The sequence below is a fragment of the Nocardioides sp. Root151 genome, assembly GCF_001427925.1.
Classification (GTDB): domain Bacteria; phylum Actinomycetota; class Actinomycetes; order Propionibacteriales; family Nocardioidaceae; genus Nocardioides.
The window spans coordinates 955105-979696 of sequence record NZ_LMGG01000007.1; the positions used below are offsets into that span (position 1 = coordinate 955105).

The 24592-nt window shown below is 69.7% G+C and carries 25 protein-coding genes; 15 read left to right on the plus strand and 10 right to left on the minus strand.

The genetic code is table 11. From position 1 onward, the window contains the following. The first annotated feature begins 37 nt into the window (after window positions 1–37). Together ASD66_RS22085 and ASD66_RS22090 are read left to right on the plus strand one after the other, a co-directional pair. On the plus strand, window positions 38–1693 hold the full coding sequence (locus ASD66_RS22085; RefSeq protein WP_056892243.1) for a GTPase family protein: 1656 nt from the start codon (window positions 38–40) through the stop codon (window positions 1691–1693). A gap of 217 nt (window positions 1694–1910) precedes the next feature. Next, window positions 1911–2411 (plus strand): single-stranded DNA-binding protein, encoded by a 501-nt coding sequence (locus ASD66_RS22090; RefSeq protein WP_056892244.1) that lies wholly within the window; start codon window positions 1911–1913, stop codon window positions 2409–2411. Between the two features lie 39 nt (window positions 2412–2450). On the opposite strand, the gene ASD66_RS22095 is transcribed toward ASD66_RS22090, so the two are convergent. Both ASD66_RS22095 and ASD66_RS22100 read right to left on the minus strand, forming a co-directional pair. Then, entirely contained in the window at window positions 2451–3425 is a 975-nt protein-coding gene (locus tag ASD66_RS22095; RefSeq protein ID WP_056892245.1) for a hypothetical protein, read from the minus strand. Then, on the minus strand, window positions 3422–3946 hold the full coding sequence (locus tag ASD66_RS22100; protein WP_056892246.1) for a SigE family RNA polymerase sigma factor: 525 nt from the start codon (window positions 3944–3946) through the stop codon (window positions 3422–3424). The genes ASD66_RS22095 and ASD66_RS22100 overlap by 4 nt, the downstream gene beginning before the upstream one ends. Window positions 3947–4085: 139 nt before the next feature. On the opposite strand from ASD66_RS22100, the gene ettA reads away from it, so the two are divergent. Next, window positions 4086–5768: an energy-dependent translational throttle protein EttA gene (gene ettA, locus ASD66_RS22105; protein WP_056892247.1), complete on the plus strand. Its 1683-nt coding sequence runs from the start codon at window positions 4086–4088 to the stop codon at window positions 5766–5768. A 142-nt stretch (window positions 5769–5910) separates the two neighbouring features. Here the strand turns inward: ettA and ASD66_RS22110 are convergent, their stop codons facing one another. Further along, a complete protein-coding gene (locus ASD66_RS22110) occupies window positions 5911–6429 on the minus strand; it encodes a MarR family winged helix-turn-helix transcriptional regulator (RefSeq protein WP_056892248.1) in 519 nt (172 codons plus the stop codon). Between the two features lie 101 nt (window positions 6430–6530). Continuing rightward, window positions 6531–7745: an acetyl-CoA C-acetyltransferase gene (locus ASD66_RS22115; RefSeq protein ID WP_056675729.1), complete on the minus strand. Its 1215-nt coding sequence runs from the start codon at window positions 7743–7745 to the stop codon at window positions 6531–6533. A gap of 118 nt (window positions 7746–7863) precedes the next feature. Between ASD66_RS22115 and ASD66_RS22120 the strand changes: the two genes are divergently transcribed. Further along, the gene (locus ASD66_RS22120; protein ID WP_056892249.1) at window positions 7864–8733 is read left to right on the plus strand and encodes an acyl-CoA thioesterase; all 870 of its coding nucleotides are present in this window, start codon (window positions 7864–7866) and stop codon (window positions 8731–8733) included. Here the strand turns inward: ASD66_RS22120 and ASD66_RS22125 are convergent. Beyond that, entirely contained in the window at window positions 8717–9103 is a 387-nt protein-coding gene (locus tag ASD66_RS22125; protein ID WP_056892250.1) for a globin, read from the minus strand. The two genes, ASD66_RS22120 and ASD66_RS22125, sit on opposite strands and share 17 nt — an antisense overlap. A gap of 116 nt (window positions 9104–9219) precedes the next feature. Here ASD66_RS22125 and ASD66_RS22130 point away from each other — a divergent pair, with 116 nt between their 5' ends. Beyond that, a complete protein-coding gene (locus ASD66_RS22130) occupies window positions 9220–9645 on the plus strand; it encodes an OsmC family peroxiredoxin (protein WP_056675739.1) in 426 nt (141 codons plus the stop codon). Here the strand turns inward: ASD66_RS22130 and ASD66_RS22135 are convergent. Next, window positions 9634–10689 carry a mechanosensitive ion channel family protein gene (locus ASD66_RS22135; protein WP_082563474.1) on the minus strand — a complete coding sequence of 352 codons (1056 nt, stop codon included), beginning with the start codon at window positions 10687–10689 and terminating at the stop codon, window positions 9634–9636. The two genes, ASD66_RS22130 and ASD66_RS22135, sit on opposite strands and share 12 nt — an antisense overlap. A gap of 88 nt (window positions 10690–10777) precedes the next feature. Between ASD66_RS22135 and ASD66_RS22140 the strand changes: the two genes are divergently transcribed. After that, window positions 10778–11125, plus strand: a complete 348-nt coding sequence (locus tag ASD66_RS22140; protein WP_156388844.1) for a hypothetical protein — start codon at window positions 10778–10780, stop codon at window positions 11123–11125. Next, complete coding sequence (locus tag ASD66_RS22145) at window positions 11112–11501, plus strand: DUF5130 family protein (RefSeq protein WP_056675747.1); 390 nt, start codon at window positions 11112–11114, stop codon at window positions 11499–11501. The genes ASD66_RS22140 and ASD66_RS22145 overlap by 14 nt, the downstream gene beginning before the upstream one ends. 122 nt (window positions 11502–11623) lie before the next feature. Here ASD66_RS22145 and pepN read toward each other — a convergent pair whose 3' ends face one another. Then, on the minus strand, window positions 11624–14167 hold the full coding sequence (gene pepN / locus ASD66_RS22150) for an aminopeptidase N (protein WP_056892364.1): 2544 nt from the start codon (window positions 14165–14167) through the stop codon (window positions 11624–11626). A gap of 112 nt (window positions 14168–14279) precedes the next feature. On the opposite strand from pepN, the gene ASD66_RS22155 reads away from it, so the two are divergent. Together ASD66_RS22155 and ASD66_RS22160 are read left to right on the plus strand one after the other, a co-directional pair. Continuing rightward, the gene (locus ASD66_RS22155) at window positions 14280–14879 is read left to right on the plus strand and encodes a DsbA family protein (RefSeq protein WP_056675750.1); all 600 of its coding nucleotides are present in this window, start codon (window positions 14280–14282) and stop codon (window positions 14877–14879) included. 98 nt (window positions 14880–14977) lie between these two features. Then, entirely contained in the window at window positions 14978–16261 is a 1284-nt protein-coding gene (locus ASD66_RS22160) for an N-acetylmuramoyl-L-alanine amidase (protein ID WP_156388845.1), read from the plus strand. Between the two features lie 18 nt (window positions 16262–16279). Here ASD66_RS22160 and ASD66_RS22165 read toward each other — a convergent pair whose 3' ends face one another. Further along, window positions 16280–16861: a GOLPH3/VPS74 family protein gene (locus tag ASD66_RS22165; protein WP_056892252.1), complete on the minus strand. Its 582-nt coding sequence runs from the start codon at window positions 16859–16861 to the stop codon at window positions 16280–16282. Window positions 16862–17007: 146 nt separating this feature from the next. Between ASD66_RS22165 and ASD66_RS22170 the strand changes: the two genes are divergently transcribed. Both ASD66_RS22170 and metG read left to right on the plus strand, forming a co-directional pair. Beyond that, window positions 17008–17736 (plus strand): lysophospholipid acyltransferase family protein, encoded by a 729-nt coding sequence (locus ASD66_RS22170; protein WP_056892253.1) that lies wholly within the window; start codon window positions 17008–17010, stop codon window positions 17734–17736. 225 nt (window positions 17737–17961) lie between these two features. After that, window positions 17962–19755 carry a methionine--tRNA ligase gene (metG, locus tag ASD66_RS22175; protein WP_056892254.1) on the plus strand — a complete coding sequence of 598 codons (1794 nt, stop codon included), beginning with the start codon at window positions 17962–17964 and terminating at the stop codon, window positions 19753–19755. A gap of 20 nt (window positions 19756–19775) precedes the next feature. On the opposite strand, the gene ASD66_RS22180 is transcribed toward metG, so the two are convergent. Further along, window positions 19776–20147, minus strand: a complete 372-nt coding sequence (locus ASD66_RS22180; RefSeq protein ID WP_082599667.1) for a DUF2568 domain-containing protein — start codon at window positions 20145–20147, stop codon at window positions 19776–19778. Between the two features lie 41 nt (window positions 20148–20188). Beyond that, entirely contained in the window at window positions 20189–21289 is a 1101-nt protein-coding gene (locus ASD66_RS22185; protein ID WP_162254303.1) for a S1C family serine protease, read from the minus strand. 250 nt (window positions 21290–21539) lie between these two features. Between ASD66_RS22185 and ASD66_RS22190 the strand changes: the two genes are divergently transcribed. The 4 genes from ASD66_RS22190 (at window position 21540) to ASD66_RS22205 (ending at window position 24506) form a co-directional block, all read left to right on the plus strand. Continuing rightward, window positions 21540–22109: a hypothetical protein gene (locus ASD66_RS22190; protein ID WP_056675772.1), complete on the plus strand. Its 570-nt coding sequence runs from the start codon at window positions 21540–21542 to the stop codon at window positions 22107–22109. A 38-nt stretch (window positions 22110–22147) separates the two neighbouring features. Next, the gene (locus ASD66_RS22195; RefSeq protein ID WP_056675775.1) at window positions 22148–23068 is read left to right on the plus strand and encodes an alpha/beta hydrolase; all 921 of its coding nucleotides are present in this window, start codon (window positions 22148–22150) and stop codon (window positions 23066–23068) included. Between the two features lie 87 nt (window positions 23069–23155). After that, window positions 23156–23665, plus strand: a complete 510-nt coding sequence (locus ASD66_RS22200) for a ribose-5-phosphate isomerase (RefSeq protein WP_056675778.1) — start codon at window positions 23156–23158, stop codon at window positions 23663–23665. Further along, window positions 23658–24506 (plus strand): Fpg/Nei family DNA glycosylase, encoded by an 849-nt coding sequence (locus ASD66_RS22205; protein WP_056675780.1) that lies wholly within the window; start codon window positions 23658–23660, stop codon window positions 24504–24506. The genes ASD66_RS22200 and ASD66_RS22205 overlap by 8 nt, the downstream gene beginning before the upstream one ends. Window positions 24507–24592 lie beyond the last annotated feature (86 nt).

Below are 24592 nucleotides of genomic sequence, written 5' to 3' on the forward strand. Positions count from 1 at the left end.
TTTCGCCACAAGCCCATGTGAATCTCCGAGGGAGAAGATGACGTCGTTGCTCGAAGGGGCCAAGAAGCTGGTCTCCAGGGGATCCGATCTGGGAGCTCGCGTCGCCGGGCTCGAGGCCGCCGTGCAGCAGGCACGCGGCCGGCTCGACGACGCCCTCGTCGACGAGGGCCAGGCCGTGGTGGACCGCGCGAGCAGCCGCCTGCGGCTCTCCGCCGAGCACACCGTCATCGCGCTGGCCGGTGCGACCGGGTCGGGCAAGTCCTCGACCTTCAACGCACTCACCGGGCTCGAGCTCTCCGCGGTCGGCGTACGCCGACCCACGACGTCGTGGGCCACTGCCTGCGTGTGGGGCCGCGACGGCGCCGAGGAGCTGCTGGAGTGGCTCGGCATCCCCTCCCGGCACCAGGTCACCCGCGACTCCATGCTCGACACGGGTCGCGAGGACAGGCGCCTCAACGGCACCGTGCTGCTCGACCTGCCCGACCACGACTCCACCGAGGTCTCCCACCACCTCGAGGTCGACCGGCTGGTCAAGCTGGCCGACGTGCTCGTGTGGGTGCTCGACCCGCAGAAGTACGCCGACGCCGCGGTGCACGACCGCTACCTCAAGCCGCTGGCCGGCCACGCGGGCATCATGATCGTGGTGCTCAACCACATCGACACCGTCGCCCCCGACCGTCGTGACGCGATGGTCGCCGACGTACGCCGGCTGCTGGACGCCGACGGCCTCGGCGAGGTGAAGGTGCTCCCGATCAGCGCACGCGAGGACCTCGGACTCAACGCGCTCAAGGACGAGCTCGCCAAGCGGGTGGCCGGGAAGAAGGCCACCAAGTCGCGGCTGGAAGCCGACGTGAAGGCCGTCGCCGAGAGCCTCTCCGCGGCCTCCGGCACCGGCCGTGCCGCCTCTCCGACCAAGGAGCGCGTCGCCGAGCTGGAGAACGCCTTCGCCGACGCGGCCGGTGTGCCGATCGTGGTCGACGCAGTGGAGTCCTCCACCCGGATCCGCGCCGGACGGGCCACCGGCTGGCCGGTCACCTCCTGGATCTCGAAGCTCAAGCCCGACCCGCTCAAGCGGCTGCACCTCGACCTCGGCAAGGAGGGGCGGGCGCTGACCAGGGCCTCGCGCACCTCGATCCCGCAGGCCACCAAGGTGCAGCGGGCCCGGGTCGATGCGGCCGTGCGTGGTGTCGCTGACGAGGTGGGCTCCGGGCTGACCGAGCCGTGGCGCACCGCGGTCCGCAACGCCTCGGTGTCCAACAACGAGCGCATCGGCGACGAGCTCGACACTGCGCTGGCCGGCACCGACCTCGGCGTCGCGAAGCTGCCGTGGTGGGCCAGCACCGTCCGGGTGCTGCAGTGGCTGCTGATCCTCACTGCGCTCGCCGGGGGCATCTGGCTCGGCGTGCTGGCCGTGATGGCCTACCTGCGCATGCCCGAGCCGCCGACGCCCGACCTGGCCGGCTTCCCGATCCCGACGCTGATGCTGATCGGGGGAGTGCTGCTCGGCATCGTGCTGGCCCTGTTCTGCAAGGTGCTGGTCTCACTGACCGCGCGGTCGCGGGCGCGCGCCGCCGACAAGGGTCTGCGCGGGCAGATCCGCGGGATCAGCCAGAACCTCGTGATCCAGCCGATCGAGGGCGAGCTCGACGCCTACGGCCGGGTCCGCGAAGGTCTCGCCACCGCCCTGCGCTGACCTGTCGGGAGTTCGGGTCGACCTGTCGCGAGTTCGGGTCGACCCGTCGTGAATTCGGGTCGACCTGTCGCCAGTTCGGCGGTGGGCGACCGGTTTTCGCACACATGTCGGTTCGTGTGCGGGTTCTCCACAGTGCGTGCTGCTCGGGCCGGCGTTCGTCGTACCGGCTCCGCAGTCTTGTCCCATCGAAACCGATCGAGAGACAAGGACGCACGACATGAACGAAACGATGATCACCTTCCAGGGCTGGGTCGGCACGGAGGTGAACTTCCGTGACGCGGGCGGCGCACCGTTGGCCACCTTCCGGGTCGCCTCCACGCCGCGGCGCTACAACAAGCCGCAGTCGGCCTGGGTCGACTCGCCGACCAACTGGTACACCGTGAATGCCTGGCGCACCCTCGGCATCAACTGCGCGGAGTCGCTGGCCTCCGGCCACGCCGTGGTGGTGCACGGCCGACTCACCGCCCAGATCTGGAAGGACGAGCAGGGCAACGAACACGTCAACCACGTGGTGGAGGCGATCTCGGTGGGCCACGACTTCAACAAGGGCACGGCCTCGTTCACCAAGAGTGAGGGCGGCTCGGGTGAGGGCATCGACCCGCAGGTCATCGCCGAGCACAACGCCGGCTTCGGCGTCGGTGGGCCCCAGATCAGCAGCAACGGCGAGACGATCGACGACTTCATGGCCCGCGAGCGCACCGAGGAGCCGGCCGCCTGACGGGCGACCGACTCCCGGTGCTGCTCCGGGCGACCGGGGTCAGGGTCGGTACGACGTCCAGACCGGGTTCTCGGCGATGGTCCTCAACTGTGCCAGCGTGAGGGCCACGTCGGGAGCCGTGGGCGTCGCACCGTAGGGCCACTTCTCGGACAGGGTGTTGGCCACGTTGATCATCACCGTGCCGTTGTCCGGGGCGACCAAGGTGATCGACAGGTCTCGCACGCCGTCGGCCGTGGTGTCGAGGATGCGCCCGATCACGCGGCCGTCGCCGTCGCGGATCACGGTGCAGTGCTTCGGGTCCGTGTCAGATTCCGGGCTGCAGTCGTAGTGGGACGTCCCTGCCGGACCGGAGACCTCCTCGGGTTCGCCCTCCGGCGACTCGACCTCGTCGGGTTCGCCCTCCGGTGACTCGACCTCGTCGGACTCGTTGAGCGTCGACGGCACGCTGCCCCCGTCTTCGCCCTCGGTGGACGATGCCGACTCGGACTGGTCGCCGGTGAGCACCAGGTTGACCTTGCCGGGCCCGTCCTCGGTGGTGAGCGTGGCGACCAGATAGCCCTCCATCTCGGCCAGTGGCTCACCTGGTGCACGGTCGGTGTTGGTGGTCACCGGGTCGCTGAGCGTCACGCCGGCGGGGAGGAGGTCGGCGAGTGTCTCGGCCATCTCGCCGGCCGGCATGCTCCACCAGGCGGGGGCGTCCGGGTCGCGCTGCGTGCCGTCCTCGCTGGGCGACGAGGAGGGCTCGGTGGCGACGGCGCTGTTGTCGGGGCGCTCGTCGACGTCGTTGCCGCCGCCGATCACCATGGGTACGCCGATCGCCAGGGCGGCTGCTGCCACGCCGCCGGCCGCGATTCCTCCGAGGCGCCGACGCGTCCGCATCCGGCGTCCGAGCCGGCGGGCGCCGACCTCGACACCGAGGGGTGCCGAGACGTCGTTCATCGAGGAGTGCAGCACGTCGCGCACTGCATGCTCGTCGTGGTCTGCCCAGTCGTCGTGGTGCGGTTCCAGGTTCATCGCTGGTCTCCATTCGCTGAATCGGACAGGGCGGCAGGTTCACCCAGCAGCTCCCGCAGGGAGCGGAGCGCGCGCAGGCTGCGGTTCTTCACCGCCGGCTCGCTGATCCCGAGCTGGTGCGCGGTCTCGCGCAGGCTCAGGTCCTCCCAGTAGCGCAGCACCACGACGGCCCGGTCGAGTCGCCCGAGCGTGCCCAGTGCCTGCATCAGGGCCAGGCGTTGGGCCGGGTCCGCGTCGGTCGCTCCACGGTCGGGCAGCTCGGCGAGCGTGAGCTCCGTGCTGCTGCGCCGACGCCGTTCGGAGAGGAACGACTTGGTGACGATGCCGTGCACGTAGGCCACCGGGTCATCGGCACGGGTCACCCGCGACCAGGCGACGTACGCCTTGGCGAGGGCGATCTGCAGGAGATCCTCGGCACCGTGCGGCGAGGTGGTGAGCAGGTAGGCGTGCCGGTAGAGCTGGTTCGACCGTGCGGCGACGAACTCCGAGTAGTCGCGATCGTTCCCCCGTGGGTCCTTCACGCCTGCGCCTCCTTGTCCGTTCGGTCCCCCGTTGGGACCGTCACCCTCAAGACGCCCTCACCGGACGATTGGTCTCAGACAGGTTCCTCGGCGGGCACCGGTTGGAGCCGGACCGCCCGCGCACCGTAGGCTCGCGCCCATGGCTGAGTATGTCTTCACACTGCGTAACGTCCGCAAGGCGCACGGCGACAAGGTTGTCCTCGAGAACGTCACCCTCTCGTTCCTCCCCGACGCGAAGATCGGCGTCGTCGGGCCCAACGGCACCGGCAAGTCGTCCCTGCTGAAGATCATGGCCGGGCTCGACAAGGCCAACAACGGCGACGCCATCCTGACCCCCGGCGCGACCGTCGGCATGCTCCAGCAGGAGCCGCCGCTGTCCGAGGGCAAGACCGTCCTCGAGAACGTCGAGGAGGCCGTCGCCGAGACCAAGGCCAAGATGGCACGCCTCGACGCGCTCTACATGGCCATGGGTGACCCCGACGCCGACCTCGACAAGATCAACGCGGAGGCCGGCGACCTCCAGAGCGAGCTCGACGCCGCCAACGTGTGGGACCTCGACAGCCGCCTCGAGCAGGCCATGGACGCACTGCGCTGCCCGCCGCCGGACGCGATCGTCGACAACCTCTCCGGTGGCGAGCGTCGCCGGGTCGCCCTCTGCAAGCTGCTGCTCCAGCAGCCCAACCTGCTGCTCCTCGACGAGCCCACCAACCACCTTGACGCCGAGTCCGTGCAGTGGCTCGAGAACCACCTCAAGGACTACCCGGGCGCCGTCCTGGCGGTCACCCACGACCGGTACTTCCTCGACAACGTCGCAACCTGGATCCTCGAGCTCGACCGCGGCCAGGCCCACCCCTACGAGGGCAACTACACGACGTACCTCGAGACCAAACAGTCCCGGCTCAAGATCGAGGGCCAGAAGGACGCCAAGCGCGCCAAGATGCTGGAGAAGGAGCTCGAGTGGGTCCGCTCCAACGCCAAGGCCCGGCAGACCAAGAGCCGCTCGCGTCTCGCGCGCTATGAGGAGATGGCCAAGGAAGCCGACCGGATGCGCAAGATCGACACGTCCGAGATCAACATCCCGGCAGGCCCACGACTCGGCGACATCGTGCTCGAGACCCATGACCTGGCCAAGGGCTTCGACGACCGCACCCTGTTCCACGACCTGTCGTTCACGTTGCCCCGCGCGGGCATCGTCGGCGTCATCGGCCCGAACGGCGTCGGCAAGACCACGCTGTTCCGCATGATCACCGGCGGCGAGCAGCCCGACGAGGGCGAGCTCAAGGTCGGCCAGACGGTGAAGCTGTCGTACGTCGACCAGAGCCGCGGCGGCATCGACCCCAACAAGAACGTGTGGGAGGTCGTCTCCGACGGGCTCGACTTCATCAAGGTCGCCAACTTCGAGATGAACTCGCGGGCCTACGTCGCGTCGTTCGGCTTCAAGGGCCCCGACCAGCAGAAGAAGGCCGGCGTGCTCTCCGGTGGTGAGCGCAACCGCCTCAACCTGGCGCTGACCCTGAAGATGGGCGGCAACCTGCTGCTCCTCGACGAGCCCACCAACGACCTGGACGTCGAGACCCTGTCGTCACTCGAGGACGCGATCCTCGACTTCCCCGGCTGCGCCGTGGTCACCTCGCACGACCGGTGGTTCCTCGACCGTGTCGCCACCCACATCCTGGCGTGGGAGGGCGACGAGGAGGACCCGGCCAAGTGGTTCTGGTTCGAGGGCAACTTCGCCTCCTACGAGGAGAACAAGATCGAGCGCCTCGGCGCCGACGCGGCCCGTCCGCACCGCGTCACGCACCGCCGCCTCACCCGCGACTGACTCGGACGGCGGCACCCGCCGTACGACGTGAAGCGACCCGGACCGTGCACCTGCATGGTCCGGGTCGCTTCTTCGCGTTCTCGTGTGTCTAGACACCCCCTGTGCACGATCGTGGTCGCTCCGCGAGCGCCCACGAGGCCGCTCAGCTGCCGGGGGTGCGGAGATCGGCCTCGGGGTGGTCCTCGGCCAGCTGGTCGACGACCGCGTCCATGACCCGGCCCATCGCGGCGAAGTCGTCGGCCGCGACGAGGTCGACCAGGTGGGCGCGGACGCCGGCCACGTGGATCGGGGCGGCCCTGACCAGCAGGGCGAAACCGGTCTCGGTGAGGTGCGCGAAGATGCCGCGCCCGTCGTCGGTGGCCTCGCTGCGGCGCACCCAGCCGGCGGCCTCCATGCGCTTGATGGTGTGGGTGACCCGGCTCCGGCTGAACCGCATGGCGTCCGCCAGCGCGGACATCCGCAGGGAGTGGTCCTCGCGCTCGGAGAGGCGCACCAGCACTTCGTACTCGTTCAGGCCGATGCCGAAGGCGTCACGAAGCTCGTCGTCGAGGCGGTCCGTGAGCAGGGTGGTCCCCACCATGTATGCACGCCACGCACGTTGTTGATCAGGATCGAGCCAACGAGTCTTCGCGGCGGCAGCGTCCGAGATGCTGTCCGTCATGCGGGGCAGTCTAGACGTGCGGGACCCCCGAACATGCGATGTCGCGAATGACGAAGGCCCCCGGGAGTGTCCCGGGGGCCTTCGTGCAGGCGGTGTGGAGCTCAGACGCGCTCGAGGATCAGCGCCATGCCCTGGCCGCCACCGACGCACATGGTGATCAGGCCGGTGGACTTGTCGTGCCAGTCCAGCGAGTTGATCATCGTGTTCTGCAGGCGCGCGCCGGTCATGCCGAACGGGTGGCCGACCGCGATCGCGCCACCGTTGACGTTGAGCCGGTCGATGTCGATGCCGAGGTCCTGGTACGACGGCACGACCTGGGCGGCGAACGCCTCGTTGATCTCGACGAGGTCGATGTCGCCGATGCTCATGTTGGCGTTGGCCAGGGCGCGCTTGGTCGCCTCGACCGGGCCGAGGCCCATGATCTCGGGGGAGAGGCCCGAGACGCCGGTCGACACGATGCGCGCCAGCGGGGTGAGACCGAGCTCGGCGGCCTTGGTGTCGGACATGATCACCACGGCCGCGGCGCCGTCGTTGAGGGCACAGCAGTTGCCGGCCGTGACCACGCCGTCGGGCCGGAAGACCGGCTGCAGCTGCGAGATCGCGTCGTACGTGACGCCGGCCCGGGGACCGTCGTCGGTGGAGACCACGGTGCCGTCGGGCGTGGTGACCGGGGTGATCTCGCGGGCCCAGAAGCCGTCGTTGATCGCCTTCTCGGCCAGGTTCTGCGAGCGGACGCCGAACTCGTCGAGCTCCTTGCGGTCAAGACCGCGCAGCCGGGCGACGTTCTCCGCGGTCTGGCCCATGGCGATGTAGGCGTCGGGGAGCAGGCCGTCCTCGCGCGGGTCGTGCCAGTCCTGGCCGCCCTCGGCGTACTTGTCGGTGCGCGCGATGGCGTCGTCGAAGACCGCGTTGCGGGTGTTCGGGATGTGGTCGGAGGTGCCGTTCTTGAAGCGCGACACCGTCTCGACGCCGGCCGAGATGAACACGTCACCCTCGCCGGCCTTGATCGCGTGGAACGCCATCCGGGTGGTCTGCACCGACGAAGCGCAGTAGCGGGTGATCGTTGCGCCCGGCACCTGGTCCATGTCGTTGAGCACGTTGACGATGCGCCCCATGTTGTTGCCCATCTCGCCACCGGGGAGACCGCAGCCGAGGTAGAGGTCGTCGACCGTGTTGCGGTCGAGGGCAGGGATCTTGTCCAGCGCCGTCTTGACGATCAGTGCGGTGAGATCGTCGGGACGGAAGTCCTTGAGCGAGCCCTTGTTGGCTCGCCCGATGGGGGAGCGAGCAACGGAAACGATGACTGCCTCGGGCATGTTTCTCCGATCAGGGGTGAAGGGGTCGTGCTACTCCGGCCAGAGTAATCCGGTCCGACGTCTGTCCGGGGAGGAGGTCCCATCAGCCGGGCCCGCATCCCTCTGGGAGACTGACGGCGTGCGCCATGTCTACGAGTGCCCCATCCGCTGGGCCGACCTCGACCTGCTCGGTCACGTCAACAACGTGACGTACGTCGACTACCTCCAGGAGGCGCGCATCGACATGCTGCTGACGCACGCCCCCGACAGTCGCGCCAACGACCTGGCCGAGGGCGTGGTCGTGGTCAGCCACGACGTGAAGTACACCCGCCCGCTCACCTTCCGTGCCGAGCCGGTCAAGATCGAGAGCTGGGTCAGCGAGATCAGGGCGGCCACGTTCACGATGGCCTACGAGGTGTACGACGAGACTCCCGAGGGCCGGGTGGTCTACCTGCAGGCGACCTCGGTGCTCACCCCGTTCGTCTTCGCCGAGGAACGGCCGCGCCGCATCTCGGCCGACGAGCGCGCGACCCTGACCCGGTTCCTCGAGGACAGCCCGCTGCCGCCGACCGCGCCGCTGACGCCGGCTCCCGCGGTGGGTGGTGGGCACTATCCCCTGCGGGTGCGCTTCTCCGACGTCGACGTCTACGGCCACGTCAACAACGTGAAGTACTTCGAGTACTTCCAGGAGGCCCGCATCGCCTACATGATGCAGATCTGGGAGGGCGTCAGCGAGGGCACCACCCGGGTGCCGATGGTGCTGGCCCAGATGAACGTCACCTACAAGACCCCGATCCTCTTCCGCCCCGAGGCGTACGACGTCCGCTCCCGTATCTCACACGTCGGGAACTCGTCGTTCGTCGTCGAGTCGGAGATCCTCGACGGCGAGCGGGTGTTGAGCCGGGCCCGGGTCGTGATGGTGACCTTCGACCAGGAGAAGCAGACCGCGGCCCCGGCCCCGGAGGCCTATCGCGAGCTGCTACGGCGCGAGCTCACTCGAGCGAGTTGACCATGAACTGGGCTGCGTGTGTCACGTAGTCCCAGAACCGCTGGTCCTGTTCTGGTGTCAGCTCGACGGAGTCGAGACCGGCCCGGAAGTGCACCAGCCAGCGCTCGGCCGCGGCCGGTGTCACCGTGAACGGCGCGTGCCGCATGCGAAGACGAGGGTGGCCACGGTTGTCGGAGTAGGTCGTGGGGCCACCCCAGTACTGCACCAGGAACAGCGTGAAGCGTTCGGTCGCGGGCCCGAGGTCCTCCTCGGGATACATCGGCCGCAGCAGCGGGTCGGTGGCGACGCCCTCGTAGAACCGGCCGACGATGCGGCGGAAGGTCTCGAAGCCACCGATCTCGTCGTAGAACGTCACGTCGTCGCTGCCCATGCCCCCATTGTGGCCGGGACGCCCGAACCGACTCCTACCCGGGGCCGACCCTGCCGTGGAAGACTCGGCAGCGTCCCGCCGACACCGGCACCCCCACCCGCACACGGAGGAGCACCATGGCAACGACCCGCACCGCCAGCACCCGCTGGGAAGGCACCCTGTTCGAGGGCTCCGGCAAGGTCACCCTCGACTCCAGCGGACTCGGCACCTACGACGTGTCCTGGCCGGCCCGCGCCGAGGAGCCGGGCGGCAAGACGAGCCCCGAGGAGCTGATCGCCGCCGCACACTCGGCCTGCTTCTCCATGGCCTTCTCCAACGGCCTGGCCAAGGCCGGCACCCCCGCGACGACGCTCGACACCAAGGCCGACGTCGAGTTCACCCCGGGCACCGGCATCACCGGCATCCACCTGACGGTGGTCGGCGCGGTCGAGGGCATCGACGAGGCAGCGTTCGTCGCGGCCGCCGAGGACGCGAAGGCGAACTGCCCGGTCAGTCAGGCCCTCACGGGTACGACGATCACGCTGAGCGCGTCACTCGGCTGACGAGCCGTCCGCCTCCGGGGTGGGTGCCGTGGAGCCCGTCGGTGCCACGGCACTGCCCTGGTGGGCGGGGTCCCGCACGACCCACTCGGGATAGGGCACCTCGATGCCCTCGAAGTCGAAGCGCGCCTTGATCCGCTGGCGCAGCTCGCGACCGACCGCCCACTGCTCCTGAGGCGCGGTCTTCAACGCGACCCGGATCAGCACGCCGTTGGCGCCGACCTCCTGCACGCCCCAGATCTCCGGCTCCTCGATGACGACACCGCGGAACTCGTCGTCCTGCCACAGGTCGTGGGCGACGTCGGCGAGCACGCGGCGTACGCGAGAGATGTCCTCGTGGTAGGCCACGGCCACGTCGAGCACGGTGCGGGCCCAGTTCTGGCTCATGTTGCCGACTCGCAGGATCTCGCCGTTGCGGACGTACCAGACGGTGCCGTTCACGTCGCGCAGACGGGTGACCCGCAGGCCCACCGCCTCGACCGTGCCGGTGGCCTCGCCGACATCGATCGAGTCGCCCACGCCGTACTGGTCCTCGAAGATCATGAAGATGCCGCTGAGGAAGTCGCGCACCAGCGCCTGGGCGCCGAAGCCGAGCGCGACACCGAGGATTCCGGCGCTGGCGATCAGTGGAGCCACGTCGTAGCCGAGCTCCGAGATCGTCATGATCAGCACGATCGTGAAGATCACGCCGGTGACGATGCTCTTGAGCAGCGAGCCCATGGTGCGCGCCCGAGCCATCCTGCGGGTGGCGGCGTCGGTGGGACTGATGCCGAAGCGTGAGCCGACGGAACGGCCGCCGAACGTCATGTTGCTGACCCGCCCGGTGACCGATCCGTCCTCGGTCTGGCGCACGACCCGGTCGATCAGTCGGTGGAGCAGCCACCTCGCGACGAGCGCGATCAGGATGAGCCCGGCGATCGCCAGGGGCTTGCCGATCAGCCACTCGGCGAGGTCGGCCGCGGTCTCGTTTCCGGTCATTTTCCAGACCACGCGGCAGGAGACTGCTCCGTCCTGTCCGCACTGGTCGTACTGGTCGAGTGCTGGCATGTGACGGAGGCTACGGGCACCATGGCGCGAGGCAAAGTCAGGAGCCGATATCATGCTGGGTGTGAACACCTCGACTGAATTTCGCGCGATGCGACGCGCTGCACGGTTCGCGACAGCCACGGCGATGCTCGGCATCGTCGGTGGAGGGGTGATTCTCGCTTCGCCGGCCGGAGCCAGCGTGCCCGACGGCTGGAGCAACCCGGCCGACGTCGACCCGGTGCACGCTCTCGCCCTGCTCGCGGGTGTCCCGATCCTCCTGTTCCTCCTGATCGCCCTGGCCGTCTACCTGCCGGCCCTGGCCCGCGGCGAGAAGCTCTCCGGCGGCGCCCACGGCCCCGACCCCGAGTGGTTCGGCGGCCCGCGCAAGAGCAACGACGAGCTCGCCGCTCCCGACACCGAGGCTTCGCAGGCGGGTGGCGCAAGTGGCAAGTGGTGACTACTTCAGCAACGCCGAGCGGCTCGCGATCGACACCACGATCCGCAAGGCGGAGCAGCTGTGCCGCTTCGAGTTCTCGGTGTTCGTCGGCCCGGTCGAGGGTGAGCCCCGGCCGTTCGCGACGCGCCTGCACAACACCCTGGTCGCACCGACCAAGAGCATCCTGATCCTGGTCGACCCGGGCTCGCGGATCCTCGAGATCGTCACGGGTGCCGCCGTACGCCGCAAGGTGACCGACGCCGAGATTGCGCATGTCGTGACCGCCATGCAGTCGCACTTCGCCGAGGGCAACCTCGCCGACGGCGTGCGCCAGGGCATCACGCAGATCGCCGAGCACGCCCACGGCCCGAAGACCCTGCACCAGACCAACGCCTGACCGACGCCCGGCCGACGGCTGGTTCACCGCTGTCGTTCTCCCCGGTGCACCGGGGAGACAGTTGCTCCCCACGGAAGACTTTCCGTGGGGAGCAACTGTATTTCGTGGGAAGTGCGCCGGAGCTACTGCGCGTCGCGCTCCTGGGCGGCCAGGTAGCGCGCGACGTCGGCCCGGCCCTCGAGCACGTAGCGCTTGGCGCCGGGGTTGGCCCGGGTCGACGCGAGCCAGGCGTCCACGGTCTCGAGCAGCTCGGCCGAGGCCAGCACCCGCGGGAACATGTATTCCATGGCCACCGACGCCTTGTGCGCGCCGAGGGTGCTCCATGCCGAGTCGGCGGCCTCCAGGTACTTCGCGACGTACGGCGCCAGCACCTCCTCCTGGCCCGGCTGGTGGAACGAGAACGTGATGCTGCGCGCGGTCTCGTTGGGCGTCGACGCGTCGAGCATGGCGGCCTGGAACGCGGCGGCCTTGGCGTCGGCGTCCGGGCGCGCGGCACGGGCGGCGGCCGCGTGCTCCTTGCCGGAGATGGTGTTGTCGTTCTCCAGCTCGGCGTCGATGCGGGCGTCGTCGGCGCGACCGGCGCTGGCCAGCGCGGTCAGCAGCGCCCAGCGCAGGTCCTGGTCGACGGCGAGGCCCTCGAGCACCAGTGAGCCGTCGAGCAGGGCCTCGAGGTCGGCCAGTGCTGCGTCGGTGTGCGCCGTCGCCGCGAAGCTGCGGGCGAAGGTCAGCTGGTGGTCGCTGCCCGGCTCGGCCGAGCCGAGCAGCTCGCGCAGCCCGGTCTCCCACTGGTCGGAGAGTGCGGCACGGTTCGCCGGCGCGGAGAGGCTGTGCACCGCCTGGGCGGCGTACGTCGGGATGCGGCTGACGCCCCACGAGTCGGTCTCGGTGCCGATGTTGGCCAGCACCAGCTTCACGAAGTCGGTGGCCGCCATCTCGGCGTCGCGAGTCATGTCCCACGCGGAGCCCCAGCACAGCGCCCGGGCCAGGGAGTCCTCGAGCGAGGAGAGCCCGTCGATGACCGTGGCCAGGGACCGCTCGTCGAGCCGGATCTTGGCGTAGGCCAGGTCGTTGTCGTTGAGCAGCAGCAGGTCGGGCTGCGCCAGGCCGACGGCCTCGGTGATGTCGGTGGACTCGCCCTCGACGTCGACCTCGAGATAGGTGTCGCGGACCAGCTTGCCGTCGACCCGGTTGTAGAACCCGATGCCGAGACGGTGGCGACGCAGGGTCGGCCACTCGGGGTGGGCGGTCTGGGCGACGGAGAGCGAGGAGTAGTTGCCCTCGGCGTCGAGCTCGAAGACCGGTGCGAGCGTGTTCACGCCGGCGGTCTGCAGCCACTCCTTGGCCCAGCTGTCGAGCTCCCGGCCCGACGCCTTCTCGAGGGCGCTGAGCAGGTCGGTGAACTCGGAGTTCCCGTAGGCGTGGTCCTTGAAGTACTGGCGCAGGCCGGCGAGGAAGGGGTCGAGGCCCACCCACGCGACCAGCTGCTTGAGCACGGAGGCGCCCTTGGCGTAGGTGATCATGTCGAAGTTGACCTCCACCGCCTCGAGGTCGTAGTTGTCGGCCGCGATCGGGTGCGTCGACGGCATCTGGTCCTGGCGGTAGCCGGTCTGCTTGCGCGCGTTGGCGAAGCCGGTCCAGGCGTCGGTGAAGTCGGTGGCCTCGGCCTCGCACCAGTAGCAGGCCCACTCGGCGAACGACTCGTTGAGCCAGAGGTCGTCCCACCACTTCATGGTGACCAGGTCGCCGAACCACATGTGCGCCATCTCGTGGGTGATCACCGAGGTGCGGAACTCGTAGAACGAGCGCGGCTGCCGGGAGCGGGGGAGGTACTCGTCGCGCAGCGTCACGCAGCCGGCGTTCTCCATGGCGCCCATGTTGTACTCGGGGACGTAGAGCTGGTCGTACTTCTCGAACGGGTAGGGGAAGTCGAACTGCTCCTCGAAGAACTCGAAGCTCTGGCTGGTCACCTTCACCAGCTCGTCGCGGTCGAGGAACTCCACCAGCGACTGGCGGCAGTAGTGGCCCAGCGGGATCGTGCCGAACTTGCCCTCGTAGGTGTCGAGGACCTCGTGGTACTCGCCGGCCACGACCGCGGTGATGTAGGTCGACATCTTCTTGGTCTCGGGGAAGTTCCACACCGAGTTGCCGTTGCCCAGGTCGGAGGGAGACGGGGTCGGCGCGTTGGAGACGACCTTCCAGTGCGACGGCGCGGTCACGTTGAACGTGAAGACGGACTTGAGGTCGGGCTGCTCGAAGGTGGTGAACACGCGACGGGCGTCGGGCACCTCGAACTGCGAGTAGAGGTAGACCCGGTCGTCGACCGGGTCCACGAAGCGGTGCAGACCCTCACCCGAGTGGGAGTACGTGCAGTCGGCGGTCACGACGAGCTCGTTCTCGGCGGCCAGGCCGGTGAGCGTGATTCGGCTGTCGGCGTACGCCGTCGCGGGGTCGACGGTCTCGCCGTTCAGCGTGATCGAGTGGATCGTCGCGTCGACCAGGTCGGCGAACGTGGTCGCGCCGGGCTCGGTGCACGTGAAGCGCACGGTCGTCGTCGAGGCGAAGGTGGTCTCGGACGTGGTCACGTCGAGGTCCACGGTGTAGGACTCGACACTGAGGAGGGCGGCGCGGATCTGCGCTTCCTCGCGGGTGAGGTTGGTTCCAGGCATGCTGCGCATCATGTCACCCACGTCACAACGCGATCCAATTGTTACCGACCTCCCGGGGAGCAAGTCCTGTGAGGCCGGGAACAATCGCCGGACCCGGCCGGTTGATCGTTGTATGACGAAAGCTGACTTCTGGTTCGACCCGCTGTGCCCCTTCGCCTGGCTCACCTCCCGGTGGGTCCTCGAGGTCGCGGAGGTGCGTGACATCGAGGTCGAGTGGCACGTGATGAGCCTCGCCTACCTCAACCAGGACAAGGACATCTCCGCCGACTACCGCAAGCTCCTCGAGCCGGCCTGGGGCCCGGTGCGGGTCGCGATCGCCGCCGAGCAGGCGCACGGCAACGAGGTGCTGCTGCCGCTCTACACGGCGATGGGCAACCAGATCCACCTGGAGAAGAAGCCGATCGACCGCGACCTGGTCGAGAAGGCTCTGGGCGAGGCGAACCTGCCGCTCGAGCTGGCCGACGCGATGGACTCCACCGACTACGACGAGGCGCTGAAGAAGTCGCACCACGCCGGGATGGACCAGGTCGGCGAGGACGTCGGGACGCCCGTGATCTCGATCGAGGGCTCCGCGTTCTTCGGCCCGGTGATCACCAAGGTGCCCCGCGGCGAAGAGGCCGGGAAGCTCTGGGACGCGGCGGTCGGGCTGGCGGCGTACCCCTACTTCTTCGAGCTCAAGCGCACCCGCACCGGAGACCTCGACTTCAGCTGAGCCGCCCGTACGGCGACCCGCGCGGGCGGTACGACGACACGTCGACGGCTCGCGCCGGGTCGAATTTGTGACGGATGTGACGCATGATGGATCAGGTCATGTCTGTTACTCGGAAAGACCATGTCCGCCCGCCCGTTCGTGTTGCCCTGTGCCTGGCCGTCGTCACCGCCCTCGTGGGCACCGGCCTGGTCGCCCTGCTGTGGTCGGGCGACGACACCGACGACCACGCCGCGCGCACCACGAGCGGCGCCGCTCCCGACGTCCCCCTGGTGAAGGACAAGGGCAGTGTCGTGCGCGCCGCGACGGTGCCGCTGGCGCGAGGTCGCGGACTGGTCGCCGATGCGCGTGGGCGGCACCTGACGCAGCGTCTGACCACCGACGCCTACAAGATGGTCGCGGTCACCTGGGCCAGCGGCCGGCCCGAGGTGGACGTGCGCTTCCGCAACGCGCGCGGCTGGTCGGAGTGGACGCACCTCGAGGCGCTGACCGACGGGCCGACGGTCGGTGACGCCGAGTCACGGCAGGCCACGAGGCGCGGCACCGAGCTGCTCTGGGTCGGCAGGTCCGACGGCGTCCAGGTGCGCACGACAGCGACGACCGGCCTCGACCTCGTGCTGATCGACCCGGGTGTGCTGGCCGCGGACGCCACCGCGACCGCGGACGCCACCGCGACCCCGGCCGCGTCCGCGACGCAGGGTTCGGGTGCGGCGACGGCGACGACCGTGGCCCGGACGAGGTCGGCAGGCACGACGTCGGCGGCTGCCCGCCCGACCAAGGCCCCCCGGCCGCCGCTCTACGGCCGGTCGGTGTGGAAGCCCAACCCCGACTACCTGAACGGTTCGCCGGTCTACACCAACATCATCAAGCAGGTGCACGTGCACCACACGGCCTCGGCCAACGACTACTCGCGTGCCGACGTCCCCGCCATCCTGCGCGGCATGTACCGCTACCACACGCAGACGCTCGGCTGGTTCGACATCGGCTACAACTTCCTGGTCGACCGCTTCGGCAGGAGCTGGATCGGCCGGTCGGGTGGGGCCCGCAAGCGAGTCCGCGGGGCGCACACGCTCGGCTTCAACCACAACAGTGTCGGCATCGCGGTGATCGGCAACTACGAGTCCAGGAACCCGACGACGTACGCCGTCACTGCGATCGTCCGTCTCGCGGCCTGGAAGCTCGACCTGGACGGCCAGCACGCAACGGGCCGCACCTGGATGTACTCCAAGGGGAGCGACAAGTATCCGGCCGGCAGGCGGGTTGCGCTGTACCGGATCGACGGTCACCGCGACACCAACGACACGGCCTGCCCGGGGGCACGCCTCTACCGGCTGCTGCCGGACATCCGCACGCGAGCCGAGCGCCGGCTCCGCTACTACAGCTGACGGCGTCGACCGAGGCCGTCAGGAGGAGACGACTGCGGCTGTCGTGGCGGCCGTGGTGGCTGCGGTCATCGCGGCCTGCGCCGAGGCCACCGCGTCGCGCACGGCCTTGGCCGCCCATTCGCCGTCGGCGATCTCCTTGGCCCGGCTGCGGATCTGCTTGGCGGCGATGCCGTGGTTGTCAGCGAGGATGCGGTGTGCCTTGCTCACGGCGTGCAGCAGCGCGACCAGCGCGGCGGTCCGGTCCGCGGGCCGCGCGCCCTCGAGCAGGGCCCCAGCCAGCTGCCGGCGTACGGCGTCCTCGTGGCTGGAGTCGATCGCGGGCCACCGCTCCCGGGGAAAGATGCCCCACAGCCTGTCCTCCTCGTGGGCGATGATGCCGCGCGCGACCAGGCGCTCGAGCAGGGTCTCCTTCAGCCCCTTGCCGAGGCGGTTCACGAGGTCCTGGGCGGTGCGCTCCTTGTCGCCGATGGTGCGCAGCGCTTCGACCAGGATCGCGTCGGCCGGCTGTCGGGCGTCGGTCAGCACGTGCACCTTCGCGGACGACCAGGTCCCGTTCTTGCGGACCTCGAGGGCCTCGGCCATGGCCAGCTCGATCAGCACCGCACCGCCGAGCAGCGGGGTGAGGTAGTGGCGTCGAGCTTCCCGGAGTCGTCGTCGAGCAGGAGCAGGAGCAGGTCTTCGGCGATCAGCGTGGACATGACCACGACCGTAGCGCCCGCGGGAAGGCGGCGTGACAGCATGTCGGCATGCCTGACCTGAGCCATGAGGAAGCCCACGAGATCGCCCGACGCGGCACCAGCAAGGTCGCCTGGCTGCTGGTGAAGGTGCTGATGATGCCCGTCCTGCGGCTGCTCTTCATGATGCGCGCGACCGGCAGGGAGAACATCCCGGAGCACGGGCCGGCCGTGATCGCGCCCAACCACAAGAGCTTCTGGGACGCCTTCTTCATCTCCGCCGTGACCAGGCGCCGGATCTTCTTCATGGGCAAGTCCGAGCTGTTCCGCGGCCGCAGGGGCCGGCTCCTGTTGCTGCTCGGCGGCTTCCCGGTCAAGCGCGGCGAGTCCGACGCCGAGGCCATCGAGACCGCCAAGGCGATCCTCGAGCGCGGCGACGTGCTGGCGCTCTTCCCCGAGGGCACCCGGGTCAGTGACCCGCTGTCCCTGGGCACGCCACGACGCGGGGCCGCAAGGATCGCCATCGAGGCCGGCGCACCGATCATCCCGACGGCGATCACCGGCACCGAGAAGCGACGCTGGCCGCTGCCGCGCCGAGTGCAGATCGCGTTCGGCGAGCCGGTCCCGGTCGACGACCTGACCGCCACCCCGGAGCTGGCCCAGGCCCTGACCGCGCAGACGCTCTGGCCCACGATCGACGAGGACTACCGACGCCTGAAGTCCCGCCCCGGAGTGATCGCGGCCGGCGTGGCCGCGGTCGGTCTCGGTGTCCTGGTGCACAGGCTGCGCCACCGGCAGTGATCCATCGTTGGGAAACCGGTGTGACCGGCCCCGACCGCCCGACCCAGATGGGTCATTCCAAGGGGTGCCGGATCAGGGAGCGGTGCATCCGCGCCCGGTCCGGCAAGGCGGACGAGCGAAGGCGGGCCGGAGGCCCGTCGAGTCGAGGACAACGCCGCCGGCCGGGATGCGGGGTGACGCGAGCCCGGCATCTCCCCTCGGAATGACCCATCTAGGATCACCCCCATGAGCAAAGTCCTGTCCGCCGTCGCCTGGCCGTACGCAAACGGCCCGCGCCACATCGGCCACGTGGCCGGTTTCGGTGTGCCCTCCGACGTCTTCAGTCGCTACATGCGGATGGCCGGCCACGACGTGCTCATGGTCTCCGGCACCGACGAGCACGGCACACCGATCCTGATCGCCGCCGACGAGGCCGGCGTACCCCCTCAGGAGCTCGCCGACCACAATCACCGGCTGATCGCCGAGGACCTCACCGCGCTGGGCATCTCCTACGACCTCTACACGCGTACGACGGCACGCAACCACCACGCCGTCGTGCAGGAGATGTTCCTGGGCGTCTACGAGAACGGCTACTTCGTCGAGCAGACGACGTACGGCGCCATCTCGCCGTCGACCGGGCGCACCCTGCCCGACCGCTACATCGAGGGCACCTGCCCGATCTGTGGCGCCGACGGCGCGCGCGGCGACCAGTGCGACAACTGCGGCAACCAGCTCGACCCGCACGAGCTGATCAACCCGAAGTCGAAGATCAACGGCGAGACGCCGGAGTTCATCGAGACCCAGCACTTCTTCCTCGACCTGCCCGCGCTGGCCGAGGCGCTGACCGGCTGGCTCGACGAGCGTGAGGCATCGGGCACCTGGCGCCCCAACGTGATCCGGTTCAGCCAGAACATCCTCAAGGAGATCAAGCCGCGGGCGATGACCCGCGACATCGACTGGGGCATCGCGGTCCCTCTCGAGGGCTGGCAGGACAACCCGACCAAGAAGCTCTACGTCTGGTTCGACGCGGTGATCGGCTACCTCTCGGCGAGCATCGAGTGGGCCCGTCGCTCCGGCGATGCCGACGCCTGGCGCGCCTGGTGGAACGACCCCGAGGCGCTGTCCTACTACTTCATGGGCAAGGACAACATCACCTTCCACAGCCAGATCTGGCCGGCCGAGCTGCTGGCCTACTCCGGCAAGGGCGACAAGGGTGGCAAGCCGCGCGAGTACGGCGAGCTGAACCTGCCGACCGAGGTGGTCTCCAGCGAGTTCCTCACCATGGAGGGCAAGAAGTTCTCCTCCTCCAAGCGCGTCGTGATCTACGTCCGCGACCTGCTCAGCCGCTACCAGCCCGACGCGTTCCGCTACTTCGTGGCCGCCGCAGGCCCGGAGAACCAGGACTCCGACTTCACCTGGGCCGAGTTCGTGCGCCGCACGAACGACGAGCTCGTCGCGGGCTGGGGCAACCTGGTCAACCGCACGGCCACCCTGATCGCCAAGAACTTCGGCGAGATCCCGGCCGCCGGCGAGCTCACCGACGAGGACACCACGATCCTGGCCACCGTCGAGGCCGCCTTCGGCAGCGTCGGCGAGCTGCTCGGCGCCCACCGCCAGAAGCAGGCGATCAGCGAGGCGATGCGGGCTGTCGCCGAGGTGAACAAGTACGTCACCGACACCGCGCCGTGGACCCTCAAGGGCGACGACCAGCGCGAGCGACTCGGCACCGTGCTCCACGTGGTCGCCCAGTGCGTGGCCGACCTCAACCTCGTGCTGTCGCCGTTCCTGCCGTTCTCCGCCAACGCGGTCGACGAGGTCTTCGGTGGCACCGGCGACGTGCAGCCGATGCCGCACGTGGTCGAGGCCGACGACCTCGACGGCGGTGCCGGCTACCCGATCATCACCGGCGACTACAGCGGGGTGCGGGCCTGGGAACGGGCACCGATCAAGGTCGGTACGCCGGTCGCCAAGCCGACCCCCGTCTTCGTGAAGCTCGACACCGCGATCGTCGACGAGGAGCTGGCCCGGCTCGCCGAGTGACCCTGTTCGGCTGAGCCTGCTCAGCCGGCCAGGTCGGCTGACTCGGTGAGGCCCCGCACCCCGGGCAGCTGTGCGGCGGCGTTGACCATCACGGAGAACGCGAGGAAGGCCAGCGCCCACTCGTGGTGACCGGCCTGCGCCAGGCCGGCGGTGGCGAGTCCGAAGACCAGCACCTTGGTGACCGGTCGGACGACCGGCCCGCCGTACGGCGCCTTGGGTGAGGCGAACGCCCACCACACGGCGACCACGACGACCGGCATGACGACGGCCAGGGGGACTCCACCGGCGTGGGCACCCCAGACCCCCGCGGCCGCCATGGCCAGCAGCTCGTCGACGAAAACCAGGGTCAGGACGGTCCAGCCGACGGCCGCCGGGGCCTGCACTCGCGTCATGCCGCAAGGTTAGGGCCCGCAGGGCGTGGCCCGGGTCAGGCTCAGGCGAGCGGGCTCTCCGCGAGGGTGACCGTCTGCTGGTGGGTGGCGCCGGAGGCGTCGGTCCAGGCGATCTGCGCGCTGTCGCCGGGCTCGTGGTCGGCGACCGCGGCCAGCAGGTCCTCGGCCGAGCCGACCGTGGCGTCGCCGACCGCGGTGATGGTGTCTCCTGCGACGATCCCGGCTCCCGCGGCGGGGCCGTCGTCCTCGACTCCCGCGACTGTCGCGCCGCTGCCCGTGCCGCCGTTCGCAGCTCCCGTGGTGGCGGCGATCGAGATGCCGAGGAACGCGTTCGGGCCGATCTGCACGGTCCCGGACTCGTCGCCGCTCTCGATCTTCTGGGCCACCGCAAGGGCGGTGTCGATCGGGATCGCATAGCTGCGGGTGCCGTTGGAGGCCGCCGCCGTGGTGATCCCCACGACCTCGCCCTCGGCGTCGTACATCGGGCCGCCGCTGTAGCCGCCGACCACGGGGGCGTCGGTCTCGACGAGGCCGGTGAGCTGCTCGGAGGACCCGGTGCCGCCGGCGGTGATCTGCTGCCCGGTCGCGGTGACCGTGCCGCCCAGGGCGGTCAGGTAACCCTGGCCCTGCGCGTTGCCGACCGCGGTCACGGCGTCACTGGTCGCCACGTCGTCGTCATCGGTGGCGACCGTGTCGAGACCGCTGGCGCCCTCGAGCCGGATCAGCGCCACGTCGGCCGACTCGTCGTGCCCGATCACCGTCACCGGGTAGGTCTCACCGGTGGCCGCGACGGTCGCCTTGAGGTCGGTGGCGCCGTCGACGACGTGGTAGTTCGTCAGGGCCACACCGTCCGAGTCGATCACCATCCCCGTGCCGGCACCCGACCCGTCGGTCAGGGTGCTCTCGATCAGCAGCACGCCCTTCGACTGCTCGTCGGTGGCCGCCTCGGCTGTCGACCGGCCGATGTCCTGGGGTTGCACCTGGCCCTGGTCGCCGTACGGCAGTGTGGTCGATCCGCCACCGGAGATGTTGGAGTCGCCGGTGCCCGGCAGGTCGGTGCCGCTCGCCGGCGCTGCGCTCGCGCCCATGCGGGCGCCGTCGTTCGAGGCGTCCACCAGCTGCCAGGTCAGGGGGACTGCCACGGCCGCGGAGAGCGTGGCTCCCACGGCGAGCCCAGCCGCCACCGGTCGCCAACGTCGACGCGACTTGCCGGCGCCCGCGGTCGGTGCGGGCTGCTGCGGCGGGAGAGGTGACGTGGGCTGTTGCGGCGGAAAGGTTGAGGGGGCCATGGGAAGAGTTCACCGCGCAAAACCCAAGATCTCTTCAGAAGAACCTGTGAGTTCGGTGTGGGTCCGGGTTTGTGGTGCTGTCCGGCTGGTTAAGGTCCAGACCATGACAGCCGAGATGTACGTCCCCCAGTTCTTCGTGAAGCAGAAGATCACCATGATGGTGAACCGCTACGAGATCATCGCCGCCAACCCCGACGGAACCGAAGGACAGCTTCTCGCCCTCGCCGAGCAGAAGCGGATGGCCTTCAAGGAGCAGGTGACCTTCTTCAGCGACGCCGCCAAGACCCGCCCGGTCTTCGGCTTCAAGGCCCGCAAGAAGATCGACCTCAACGCCGGTTACGACGTGACCGACGAGCAGGGGCAGCCGATCGGCTTCTTCCGCAAGGACTTCAAGGCCAGCCTGTTCCGCTCGACCTTCCACATCGAGGGGCCCGGGTTCGCCGGCACCGGCCAGGAGCGCAGCGGCCTGGTGGCCGTGCTCCGCCGGTTCAGCGACATCCCGTTCCTGCGGTTCCACTTCGACTTCACCGACCCCAACGGCGCCCAGCTGTTCTCCAGTGAGCGCAAGGGATCGCTGCGCGACAAGTACACCGTCACGGTGCACGACCAGCGCGTCGACTTCCGCGTCGCGGCCGCCGTGGCGGTGGGCCTCGACGCGTTGCTGGCCCGCTGACCCACTGACCCTGCTGTCGGGCTGGCTACGATCCGGACGTGCTCTATCCCCAGGCGCGGCGCGCCGTCGAAGCCCAGGCCGGCGTACAGCCGGTCAATGATCCGTCGTACGACATCGCGGCCGCGCGTGCCGAGGCGCGCGCGGTCGCGGCCCGTCAACCCCGCGAGGACGTGGCGGAGGTGCGTGACGTCGACGCCGGGGGAGTGCCGTGCCGGTTCTACCGACCGGCCTCGTCGACGGCCGGGCTCGTCGTGCACCTGCACGGCGGCGGCTTCGTCTTCAACGACGTCGACGTCCACGACGCCGCCTGCCGTCGGCTGGCGAACCGCAGTGGCCTCGCAGTGCTCAGCGTCGACTACCGCCGGCCACCCGAGCACCGGTTCCCCGCAGCGCCCGACGACGTCGACACGGTGCTCGCCTGGCTGGAAGAGAACTTCCCGCTGGCCGGCCAGAGCTGGTTGACGTACGACGACGCGCAACGGCGGGACAGGATCCCCGTCTTCGTGCACGGTGACAGTGCGGGGGCGAACCTCGCGCTGGTCGCCGCGCTGCGCCACCCGGGACGCTTCGCGGGCGTGGCGCTGATCTACCCGTTCCTCGACCCGACCGGCGGCTTCGAGTCCTACGAGACCGCGGCCGAGGGCTTCGACCGGGCCGAGGCGCAGTGGTACTGGGAGCAGTACGCCGCCACGCCCGCCGACCACACCGACCCCGACTTTGCGCCGTTGCTGGCGAAGAACCTCGACACCCTGCCGCCGACGCTCGTCGTCACGGCCGAGCACGACCCGCTGCGCGACGAGGGCGAGCACCTGGCGCACCTGCTCGCCGAGTCCGGCGTCCAGGTCGTGGCGAGCCGGCAGCTGGGCATGGTGCACGGCTTCTGGCGCCACCCCGACGCGTTCGACGCGGCCGAGCCGTTGACCCGTCAGGTCGCCGGATTCCTGCGGATGCTGGTCTGAAAGTGGACGACGCGGGAAGTTCGTCGTGTGTCCCGCACACGGGCCACCCCCGACGACCTTCCAGCGACGACCACTAGAATCCGTCGCATGCGCGTTCACCTCGGATCCGACCATGCCGGACTGGAACTCAAGGACCACCTGCTCAACTGGCTCGTCGAGGCCGGCCACGAGGTCGTCGACCACGGCCCGTTCGTCTACGACGCCCTCGACGACTACCCGGTCTTCTGCCTGCGGGCGGCCGAGGGTGTCGCCGCCGAGCGTGCCGAGGGCCAGGACAGCCTCGGTGTGGTGATCGGCGGCTCGGGCAACGGCGAGCAGATCGCGGCCAACAAGGTCAAGGGTGTCCGCTCGGCCCTCGTGTGGTCCGAGGAGACCGCCGTGCTGGCCCGCGAGCACAACGACGCCAACGTCATCTCGGTGGGCGGTCGCATGCACACCGTCGAGGAGATGACCCGGTTCGTCGAGGTCTTCCTGGCCACGCCGTTCACCGACGAGGAGCGCCACGTGCGTCGCATCGGCCAGCTGTCGACGTACGAGATCGACGGCGAGCTGCCGCCCCTGCCGGAGTCCGCCCTGCGCGGGCCCGCGGATGCCTGAGGGACACACCCTCCGCCGTCTGGCGAACGAGCTCGGTGACGCGTTCGCCGGCCGAACCGTGCGTGTGCAGAGTCCCACCGGCCGTTCGGCCGCCGACGCGGCCGTCGTCGACGGCAGCCTGCTGGTCGGTGCCGACTCTGCCGGCAAGCACCTCTTCGTGGAGTTCGAGGGGGAGCGGTTCGTCCACGTCCACCTCGGCCTGATCGGCAAGTTCGACGTCGCGGCCGGGGTCGAGGAGATCCCGCACCCGCAGGGCCAGGTGCGGCTCCGCCTGTTCGCCGGCGGCGAGCGGCCGGCGTACGCCGACCTCCGTGGCGCCACCCAGTGCGACCTGACCGGAGTGGCGGGACGCGACGCGATCCTGGCCAGGCTCGGACCGGACCCGCTCCGCGCCGACGCCGACCCCGAGCGGGCCTGGCGCCGCATCTCGGCCAGCCACCGCCCGATCGGCGACCTGCTGATGGACCAGGCAGTGATCGCGGGCGTCGGCAACGTCTACCGCGCCGAGGTGCTCTTCCGGCACCGGATGCACCCGCTGCGGCCGGGCCGGAGCCTGCGGCGCAGCCAGTTCCAGGCGATCTGGGACGACCTCGTCGAGCTGATGTCGTACGGCGTCCGGGTTGGCCGGATCGACACGGTGCGCCCGGAGCACACCCCCGAGGCGATGGGAAGAGATCCGCGGAAAGACGACCACGGAGGCGAGGTCTACGTCTACCGTCGTACTGGTCGCGCATGCCACGTGTGTGGTGCGGCGATCAGGACGGAGCCGCTGGTCGGCCGAAACTCGTTCTGGTGTCCACGCTGTCAGCCGCGCTTCCGCTCGCGCGCTGGCCTAGGGTAAGGGCTGGAATTTCCGGTGTTCGTCTCCAGAGAGGGGTTGACGTGGCCCGGTCCGGTCAACCCCTGAGCAGGCGAGCGAGGCGACGG